The 9,799-nt window shown below is 44.4% G+C and carries 14 protein-coding genes; all 14 read left to right on the forward strand.

Going from position 1 to position 9,799, the window contains the following annotated elements; genetic code table 11:
* The coding region (locus AC4MRN_RS14815; protein WP_491203693.1) for a glycoside hydrolase family 2 protein at nt 1-1,736 on the forward strand (1,736 nt) is incomplete at its 5' end.
* Nucleotides 1,737-2,456: 720 nt separating this feature from the next.
* Nucleotides 2,457-2,771, forward strand: a complete 315-nt coding sequence (locus AC4MRN_RS14820) for a hypothetical protein (RefSeq protein WP_491203694.1) — start codon at nt 2,457-2,459, stop codon at nt 2,769-2,771.
* 62 nt (nt 2,772-2,833) lie between these two features.
* Nucleotides 2,834-3,457 carry a suppressor of fused domain protein gene (locus AC4MRN_RS14825; protein ID WP_491203695.1) on the forward strand — a complete coding sequence of 208 codons (624 nt, stop codon included), beginning with the start codon at nt 2,834-2,836 and terminating at the stop codon, nt 3,455-3,457.
* A gap of 62 nt (nt 3,458-3,519) precedes the next feature.
* Nucleotides 3,520-3,918 (forward strand): GFA family protein, encoded by a 399-nt coding sequence (locus AC4MRN_RS14830; RefSeq protein WP_491203696.1) that lies wholly within the window; start codon nt 3,520-3,522, stop codon nt 3,916-3,918.
* A 97-nt stretch (nt 3,919-4,015) separates the two neighbouring features.
* On the forward strand, nt 4,016-4,210 hold the full coding sequence (locus AC4MRN_RS14835; RefSeq protein WP_491203697.1) for a hypothetical protein: 195 nt from the start codon (nt 4,016-4,018) through the stop codon (nt 4,208-4,210).
* Nucleotides 4,211-4,289: 79 nt separating this feature from the next.
* A complete protein-coding gene (locus AC4MRN_RS14840) occupies nt 4,290-5,321 on the forward strand; it encodes a serine hydrolase domain-containing protein (protein ID WP_491203698.1) in 1,032 nt (343 codons plus the stop codon).
* Between the two features lie 110 nt (nt 5,322-5,431).
* Nucleotides 5,432-5,935, forward strand: coding sequence for a TFIIB-type zinc ribbon-containing protein (locus AC4MRN_RS14845; protein WP_491203699.1), 504 nt, complete (start codon nt 5,432-5,434; stop codon nt 5,933-5,935).
* Between the two features lie 59 nt (nt 5,936-5,994).
* Nucleotides 5,995-6,486 carry a hypothetical protein gene (locus AC4MRN_RS14850; RefSeq protein ID WP_491203700.1) on the forward strand — a complete coding sequence of 164 codons (492 nt, stop codon included), beginning with the start codon at nt 5,995-5,997 and terminating at the stop codon, nt 6,484-6,486.
* A gap of 2 nt (nt 6,487-6,488) precedes the next feature.
* Nucleotides 6,489-6,899, forward strand: a complete 411-nt coding sequence (locus tag AC4MRN_RS14855; RefSeq protein WP_487964444.1) for a hypothetical protein — start codon at nt 6,489-6,491, stop codon at nt 6,897-6,899.
* Between the two features lie 163 nt (nt 6,900-7,062).
* Complete coding sequence (locus tag AC4MRN_RS14860) at nt 7,063-7,578, forward strand: P-loop nucleotide/nucleoside kinase family protein (protein ID WP_491203701.1); 516 nt, start codon at nt 7,063-7,065, stop codon at nt 7,576-7,578.
* On the forward strand, nt 7,571-7,954 hold the full coding sequence (locus tag AC4MRN_RS14865) for a hypothetical protein (protein WP_491203702.1): 384 nt from the start codon (nt 7,571-7,573) through the stop codon (nt 7,952-7,954). The genes AC4MRN_RS14860 and AC4MRN_RS14865 overlap by 8 nt, the downstream gene beginning before the upstream one ends.
* Before the next feature lie 7 nt (nt 7,955-7,961).
* Nucleotides 7,962-8,462: a metal-dependent hydrolase gene (locus AC4MRN_RS14870; RefSeq protein WP_491203703.1), complete on the forward strand. Its 501-nt coding sequence runs from the start codon at nt 7,962-7,964 to the stop codon at nt 8,460-8,462.
* 42 nt (nt 8,463-8,504) lie between these two features.
* Complete coding sequence (locus tag AC4MRN_RS14875; RefSeq protein ID WP_491203704.1) at nt 8,505-9,164, forward strand: hypothetical protein; 660 nt, start codon at nt 8,505-8,507, stop codon at nt 9,162-9,164.
* Between the two features lie 38 nt (nt 9,165-9,202).
* Nucleotides 9,203-9,562, forward strand: a complete 360-nt coding sequence (locus tag AC4MRN_RS14880; RefSeq protein ID WP_491203705.1) for a 2OG-Fe(II) oxygenase family protein — start codon at nt 9,203-9,205, stop codon at nt 9,560-9,562.
* Nucleotides 9,563-9,799: the final 237 nt, after the last annotated feature.

Consider the following 9,799-nt stretch of genomic DNA (forward strand, 5'->3'; position numbering starts at 1 on the left):
GTCTCCCTGAGCCACTGATTCAAAATGTGTCAGGCAGGGATACGCTGAGCCTGGACGGTCAGTGGACGTATATTATCGACCCGTACGAAAACGGGTACTACAACCATAGGTACGAGCCACATACTCACGGGTATTTTAAGAATGCAAAAATGACATCACCGTCGCAGTTACTGGAGTATAACTTTGATACTGCTGACAAGATCACCGTCCCCGGCGACTGGAATACGCAGGAAGACCATCTGTACCTTTATGAAGGTACAGTGTGGTACAACAAAAACTTTACCTTCAAAAAGCAGCGCGACCAGAACTATTTGTTGTATTTCGGCGCTGTAAATTACAAAGCCATTGTTTATGTTAACGGCAATAAAGTAGGTGAGCACGAGGGCGGTTTTACCAGTTTTAATTTTGACATAACCCAGCATCTAAAAGACGGCGATAACTTTGTTACTGTTAAAGTAGACAATCGTCGCGAGAGAGATCAGGTGCCTACAGTCAATACCGACTGGTGGAATTATGGTGGTATCACTCGTTCGGTAAGTATTGTGTCTGTTCCCCAATCATACCTGTCGGACTATCGAATTCAGCTTTCCCCTGACAAAGCCAATACCATTAAAGGTACTGTTGTGCTTGCCGGCCCTGCGGATCCCAAAGGGAATGTGGCAATCAGCATTCCTGAGTTAGGTGTCCGTGAAACTGTTAAAGTGAATAAGAGCTCAACGACGGCGTTTTCTTTCACAGCGAACCCCGCACTATGGTCACCCGATACGCCTAAGCTATATGATGTAGAGATTTCCTATAACGGAGAAACCATTCACGATCGCATTGGATTTCGCATCATTGAAACTCAAGGCGAGGACATTTTGCTAAACGGCCAATCAATTTTCCTGAAAGGCATTAGCATTCATGAAGAATCGCCGTTGACGTCGGGCAGGGCATGGAGTGAAGAAGATGCCCGTACCTTATTGCAATGGGCGAAAGAATTGGGCTGTAACTTTGTGCGCCTGGCGCATTATCCGCATAACGAACATATGTTAAGAGTCGCTGATGAAATGGGCCTTATGGTGTGGTCCGAGATCCCGGTTTACTGGACGGTACTGTTCGACAATCAAATGGTTTACCGTAAAGCCGAACAACAACTCGCTGAAATGATACATCGCGATATAAACAGAGCCTCTGTGATCATGTGGTCCATGGCAAATGAAACACCATCAACAGATGCGCGACTCACGTTTATCTCCAGCCTTATTAAAAAGGCGCGTCAGCTCGACAGTACGCGCCTCATAACGGCAGCAATGGATACCCAAAGTAGCACAAAGAACGGTATTCTGATCGATGATCCCCTGGCCAGTGAAGTGGATATCATTGGCGTTAACAGCTACTGCGGCTGGTATGTATCTGAAGCATCAAAATGTTCGGGGCTAAAATGGGAGTCCAAGTATCACAAGCCCATTATTATGAGTGAACTCGGTGCCGGTGCACTACAGGGCTTACATGGTGAAAGTAACGAACGGTGGACAGAAGAGTTTCAGGCGTCAGTTTACGTTCATAATCTGGAAATGGTGGACAATATGTCCGCGCTCAGAGGTTTAAGCCCGTGGATACTGAAAGACTTCAGATCGCCCCGCAGGCCACTTAAACATATTCAGGACTTTTGGAATCGAAAAGGGCTGGTTTCAGAAAAAGGGATTAGAAAAAAAGCCTGGTACGTGCTGCGAGACTATTACGAAACAAAATAGGTCAACAGGAAATACAATCCGCTGTTAAACAGGCTCTGTTCGAAAGAACAGGGCTTTGTTGTTTGCAGTGGAGACGGTAAGATCTTCTGTGATAGTCTGGCATGCAACAACGTTTAATAGTGTTAATGTGCAGGATGCAGGATGTTTGATTTATACGGGTTGAAATGGCCCAGATCGTATGAGTTTGTGACTGTTCAAAGGTCCGTTAGTGAGCTGAAGGTTGTCATATTTGCTTTTGGCATAGTATTGACACTGCTCATTGTTATTCTCGGCCTGCTACAAAACGCATCGTTTAAATCCTATGCTACGTTTACTTTTACTTACAGTATCTTACTGCTACTTTTTGCCAGTTGGAGCGAAGATCACCCCATCTTTGCACGCTCAAGTGTATACGTTGTTGGTAGTCTGGTTGTCATTACCTCAGTCTACCAGGCATCCGTTGGTTTCTTTAAAACAGGGGCTAGCATATACACGCTTTATCACGGGTTAATATGGCTATATACCCTGGCCGTAGTATTCATGACAACAAGAGCGTTAGGACCAAAGACTCACATACGCAGCGAAGAAAAGACGAGCAACAACGTGGTTAATCAATAGCGTTTCTGATCCAAATCAGGCACGAAGACAAGTTATATACAACCGCAAAGTGCTGATGGAGGTGGCCAATTAACGCGCCTCACAGCAAAAATCAACGTTATGTTATTTATGGAAAAGTAAACAATGAAAACGATTTTATTCGTTCTGGCAGTATTTATTTTCAGTTGTACCGCAGTGGCAAACACAGCAATGTACTCGCAGGTGGCGAGCCAATACCCTGAAAATGCATTGAGCAAGCAGCAGATATCTAATGCCGCTATGCAAGGCAAATGTCTTGTGCAAATAAAAGAGCTGACATTTAAAAAGAAGAATGATTTTGACCCTATTTCAGAATGGATCAATTACCGCTCGGTATCGCTGTTAGAGAAGTATTCTCCATGCGAAACTCTTATCATGCTGGAGGTCGCGAATAAGCAACTGCGCGATCATTCAAAGTAGATGGTCCGATATAGTAGTCAGACTATTCAACAAAACTAACAGCAGTACAGTAAAGGCAAACTATGAGTTTATTAGAAGATGCATGGGAAGAACGAGAAGAAGTCGTTTATCCAGAGGTATTTGGTGATACCGGACCCGGTATCTATCCGTTATCTAATGACGTTTTTGAGCAGTTAGACGCTCAGTCTGTAGATCCTCGTTGGCTTACGCATGGCGTGTTTCAGTCGCCGCCAAACGACACGCGGAACACATGGGTATATGTTACTTCGGGCATGTCTAATCCCTGGGAGTCTGATGAACCTCAGGACTACTCGGGTTTTGGTGTGGAATTTGTACTCGAAACAGAACAAGCGTCAACATGGGCAATAAACGTGTTGCATACCCTTATGGCGTACAATTTAATGCTGGCCAGTGGTCAAATGGGCGAACCCGGTTTGTTAGACTACGGCGACCGCATCCCTTTTGCCTTGTCTGATGATATTGCGGCCATGGTGATTGCACCACCTTTTCAACTTCCTGAACATATCGATATAAAATCTGGACGTGTTGATTTTCTGCAAATTATAGGGGTAACAGAAGACGAGCTTACGCACGCACAAGAGACGTCGTCAGAAGCGCTAATCGAAATGCTAATCGAAGAAACCGGCGGATTGATTACCGCTAAACAACGAAAGAGTGTGGTGTAGTGCTGAGACGATGGCGCATCACGGTTAACGGTTTAATGTAATATTGAAAATGGAAAGCTACTATGGAAGGGCATTGTCTCTGTGAACATATTCACTTTTCGGTATCAGACGATGCCGTTACAGTCGTAAATTGCCACTGTAATTTGTGCCGTAAAATGAACGGCAGTGCATTCTCTACCTACGTTGTGGTAAATGAAAGTGAGTTTGAGTTAGTTTCTGGCGCATTAAAAACAGTGCAGGTTTCAGAGCATGCGTCGAAGCATTTTTGCGAGCAGTGCGGAACGCCTGTTTACAATAAAAAACCCAATCTTACTGGGTTAACGATTGTTTATCTGGGGGCTTTAGACAGCGCCGCTCAGCTTACGCCGGTTATGAATATTTATTGTGAGTCACAGTTACACTGGACTTCTGATCTTGCGTCTCTCAAGCATTTTCAGCAAAACGTTGTTAAAGGTCATTAACAAGCCGAACTGACACGGACCTGGTTGCAGAGTATTTTGCGTTTGAGAACGAACTCTGGCAATGTAACTTGAAAGTAAGAATACACAGGGAAGTGCAATGGCAAATCAGCGACGTAGGTCCTCACCAGACAGTGTGCTTGGCATGTACATGGCGTTAGGTACTGGCATTGGTACCGCATTGGGTGTTGTGTTTGGCGTAGTGTTTGATGTCTTGCCTGTTACCCTGGGGGCAGGCGTTGCGGTTGGTACAGCGGTTGGGTTAACTCTGGGTATGGCCAGCCAACATAAATAATACCTTATAGTTTAATACACGAAATGTTTCAGTTTCGTAGTAAGGTCTGAAAATAACAATAAATTACTGACAAGCGCTTATGAAAAGCAAACAACGAAAGAACCTGTTCAGAGTTGTTTTATTAGCAGGGACAGCCATTTCATTATTCTTTGTGCCTTGGATTTTGGTAAAGGCCTGGATCCTGCCGCTGCCAGACTCTGTACAAGCGCAGGTAGATGAAGCCATTTCACATGGTTTTGATGGTATGATCGTGTACGTTGATCAAGCCGGGAAACCACCTGAATTCTACACCGGTGGTTGGAAGGACAGAGAAGCACACATTCCCGCAGAACCTGATTCACTCTTTAAAATCGCCAGTATCAGCAAACTCTATGTTGCGGTTTCAATCGCTAAACTTGCCAAAGCAGAGCGCTTATCACTCGATAATACCGTTGCTGATTATTTCCCGGATTTAGTCGGCAAACTCCCATATGCTGAACAAATCACGGTCAGAATGTTAGTTCAGCATCGCAGTGGTATCCCCAATTTCACCAGTAATCCGGCTTTCTGGCAGAACGAGCAGGAAAACGGTAAGCATGCGCTGGATTTTGCGCTAAGCATGCCAACCAGCTTTGCACCTGGTGAGGGCTATGAATATTCCAATACTAATTATCTGTTACTACGGCAGCTCATTAAAAACATTGTGGGATACGACCATTTCCAATTCATAAAAGAAGAAATTTTAATACCGCTTAAGTTAACTAATACATTCGGCTCTATTCAAGACGTAGATTTGGACGATGTAATGAGCGGTTATTACGTAGGTATACCGGACGATTTTAAAGAAAATGAAAACGGCATGCTGGCCACCGCCGAAGATGTCGGCAGGTTTATACGAGCTCTAAACGATGGCACTGTGTTCGATGAAGGAGAGCAGGCCATTTATTCATCGATTTACGTGTATGAACACGGCGGCCTGGTACCCGGCTATCAGAGCCTGGCCGAATATCACAAAGATATAGATACCGTTGTGGTTCAGTTTATTAATACCACTGACTTTGAAGGGTATGAGTGGAATCTGTCGGAGATCACCATTAACCGTATAGTGGAAATTCTCAAGCAAAGGCAGTAACACCAGATACCAGAAATACATTTCTTAGATGGGCAAAGGACACGAATCTCATGACACACAAATTTATAGATGCCGGTGAGGGCTTACCACAGCAAGGTTGTAGCTAGCCGATGCTTTGCCCAAGAACTCAATCGACCCTGAAGAAAATCAATGTTGGCCGGGTACCCGTGTATGTCAGTGAAGCCTGTGGCGGCGTATTTCTGGAGAATCAAACTCTGAAGCAGTTTGAATGTCCTCGCGATAAGCGTGGGGAAGCCCTGGTTAAGCACCTGCGTCAGTTTCATACCGAATTAAATTCTCTTCAACACAGAGTTAATTGTCCAATTTGTGATAATACTGTGATGCTACGTCGTTTTTACAGCCCTTTGCATGTGGTTGAAATAGATGAGTGCCCGGGTTGTGGCGGTATTTGGCTCGATACTGGAGAGCTGGAAAAGCTGCAATCTCTGATACTTAACGAAAAAGAACGGGCACTGTTGCGACATGATTTAATGAGGGAGCACGACACCATTGAAATTAAAGGCTTGCCGCATATTCGGGACAACTGGCACAAGCGTAGTGACAAAGTAAATGCTTTCTTTGATATAGCCTCTTACATAACCAATTTGTTTTAGGTGGTAGTCTGATTTATTTACCACTGTACTTAGGGATTTTACCAATGGGACTGTTATAAATGGGAGCACTGTTTTATCTGGCAGCTTCGGGTTTTGTTGCTGCACTTATTGTCCATCTGTTAACCATTCTGGGCTTGAATTATTTCGCCGAAAATAACGCGACATTCGTGCTGCATTTTCTGATTTTTATTCCGTTCATAGGTATGCTCATACATTCTCGTAAAGGTTCATTAACTTCAGATAAAAAGGCGTATTTTAAAGACTTGCTTAAGGGCATTCCCAAAGCAATGAGGGCGTTGGCCATTGGTGTATTTATCTATGCTGGCATTAACTTTATGTATTCGATAACGCTGTTATCAGAAGGGTCGCCGGTTATTCAGGACGGTAATTTAGTCTTACTCGATCACGGTCGCTATGTAAGGGAACTTTCTGAGGCTGAGTTTTTTGAGCTTAAGCGGGCAGGCGTAAGGGCATTTTCCGGGCACTGGTTAGTGTTCTTTTTAATTCCGGCTCTCTACTTCAGGTATGTAAATCATCAAACAAAAGCATAAACATGGACATAATTTTTAACCTAAAAGAAGAGGCTGATTGGGCTTCTGAACTGAATAAAGACATTGAGCAGACTTTCCCTGAGTATTTTTTGTCTAATCCAAAGCTAGGCACACCAGAATGGTGGAATAGCATCGATGAAGAGACCAGTTATGGGCGAATTACCCACGTTGGCGAATACCTTGAAGAGGGAGAACTGGTTGATGTTGTTGTTATACAGCAACTCGATGAAGAGTTAAATGATGGTGTGTACGGCATTCCACAACAAGAATACAGTGTGGCTCGAGATGATTATTGGTTGAATGAAGCGGTGCGTGTAGACAGGTTGGTGTTTATTAAATCTGTTGTTGTTTATCCAAGCGGTGAACTGGATGAACATGCTATTTATATTGAAACACAAGTCGCGTTGAAATAGATGTACGCGTTGTCTACCTGCAAGTGTTGTTGCCGGATTAACGGTGAATGCAAGCCCAGGCATTTGTATCAATACACATAAATTGATACATAAAATCGCCTGCACGTTGAATGGCTTTCCCGTATCTTACACAAACAACAAACGCCCGACATAGGAATGCTCTATGCACAACAAAGGGACCTTGTTTTTCTTTTGCGGAAAGATGGGGGCAGGGAAGTCAACAATGGCCCGACAGGTGGCAAGCAAACATGGTGCAGTGCTGCTTTCTGAAGACGAATGGCTGGCAGCCCATTACCCGTCCCTAATCCATGATTTCAATGACTACATTACCTATTCGAACCTGATCAAGCCGTTCATAAAACAGCATGTGGTGTCGCTGTTGCAATCAGGCGTTAACGTTGTGATGGACTTCCCAGCGAACACGGTGAAACAGCGCAGTTGGTTTTTGCGCGTATGTGCCGAGGCTGAGTGCCAACATGAAATGTACTACCTGGATATCTCTGACGAGCAGTGTTTGGCGCAAATTGGTGAGCGCCGACGCCAACAGCCGGAACGAGCCGAGTTTGATACTGAAGCGATGTTCCGGCTTGTTTCTGGGTATTTTGAAGCGCCAGCATTAAATGAAGAATTGAATATTGTGACCTCGGGCAATGGAACCTTAAAGGACTCCGATGAATAAGAATCTCGCGCTCTTGAGTACATTGCTTTACGGCGTTTTTGTTATTGCGATTGTCGTCGGTATTGTCGAACTCATTTTCATGGCTTTAGACCCCAACTTTACGGTAGGGAATGATCCCAAAGTGCTGGCGGGTGCCATTTCACAAGAACTGGTCTCAGCGGCAATCATTCTGATTATAAGTCCATTTACCGCATGTATGGGCGCTGTGATTTTGTTGTTTAATCGTTTTCGAGCCCGATGGTATTTCTATTGGTCATTAATATTGTCACTACCCTATGCACTGTTTTTTCCGTTTGGCACGGGGGTATTTGCGATTACCTGGGGATATCTTATCTATCATAGAAAGACCTTCCTGAATCAGGCTGATCCTACGTAGCAGAGATATGCCATTTACGCCTTTCCACATGGGTCCTGGAATACTACTGAAAGCACTACTGCAAAGTAGTTTCAGCCTAATGGTGTTTGGCTGGACACAAATCGTAATGGATTTACAGCCTCTTTGGATCATGGTTCAAGGGCATGGTCATATTCACGGCTTTACGCATACGTTTATAGGCGCGTGTTCAATTGCTGTTTTTTCGTGCCTGACGGGCAAATACCTTTCAGAAATCGGCTTGCGTGTAATAGGCGTATCCAAAGCGAACAACCCTATTCGCATCTCGTGGAATATCGCTATGTTGAGCGCTTTAGTAGGGAGTGTTAGCCACGTGGCGCTGGATGCCTTGATGCACGCAGACGTGGAGCCCTTTTATCCAATATCTGTGGACAACCCATGGTTGGGTGTCATATCTGTAAGTTTGCTTCACAAGTTATGCTTATACAGTGGCCTGGTGGGCGGTGGTATTTTTTATGTGGTTCAGTGGCGTTTAAATCGTAAGCATTAACAAGAACACTGTCACCTAAATCGAAAAAATGAGGAGCCAATTTTGAATAGCAACCAACTGGCTGGTACGGCGTCAATGCTGATGGCGCTGATTTACGTTTGCGCGTTCGTTTATTTTGGAGCAATGGTGTCATTCCCAGCAAGCAATGAGGCTGATGTGGTTATGGCGTTTGTAATCCAGAATGTTAATGCGTTATGGATCGCTTATTTCACAATATACGTGGTTTTTGGGGTTTTGCTGGCAGTATTGGTTATCGCAATCGATGACATACTGAGTAGCAGCGTGAATCAAACACAAAATCGTTTGCTGAGAATGGGTTCGCTGTTCGGGAAAATCTGGGTATGTTTGGTGATTGCCAGTGGGATGATTGCAACCATTGGTATGTCGCACGCTGTTAGCCTTACTGCTATTCGCAATGAAGAAGCCCATCGATTATGGGGTGTGGTGTCTATGCTTGTTGAAAGCCTGGGAGGCGGAAACGAGCTGGTTGGCGGTGTTTGGGTGTTACTTACAAGTATCACTGCGTTAAAACAGCGTATGTTTAGTAACACTGTCAACTACACAGGTTGTTTTGTGGGCTTGGCTGGTATTGCAACCATTTATCCTGCTGAGGTATTCACTGAGATTTTCGGCATAACGCAAATCATCTGGTTTATCGCTATCGGCGGTAGTTTGATAAAGCGATCTCCAGCAAGGAGTTAAGCGCTGCGTTGCAAGAATAATCGCTGAAAGGTGTATAAATGGGATTAGGTCATTTGCTTTTCCGTTGGCAGCGAGGCAGGCAAAAAACGGGATACGAAAAGATGTTACTCGCTGGCTTGCGATGGCCGGTTATGTTTGACCTCTATCTGCTTAGGTTTCCTGAAGGTTGTGAAGTGCCGCCGCATACTGATAAGGTAGCTAATGGAAAGCATTACAGATTGAATATTGTTTTAAAACAGGCTGAATCGGGCGGTGAGTTTCTTTGTGCTACCCCTATCTACTGTTCAAAACGTATAAAGTTGTTTCGACCCGATGCCTGCAAGCATGAAGTCACAAAGGTACTGAAAGGGAACCGTTATTTGCTGAGTGTCGGCTGGGTTATCAGAAGCAAAACATAACATCAGGGCAATGTGATAGCGTATAAGCGAGTGTGTTGCCCATTAAAAAAGGACACCTGATGACATTAAGGACATTGGTATTATTGTCGCTATTCTCCTCTTCGGCTTTCGCCAATGAGCCTAAGTTAACACCCACGAAATCAGGCATGTTCGATGTAGGAGGATTTAGCCTATATCTTGAATGCTATGAGAACGACAAGCCCAAGCTGATTTTAGAGCAAGGCTTTGGTCGTTTTG

The sequence above is a fragment of the Marisediminitalea sp. genome (assembly GCF_984433645.1).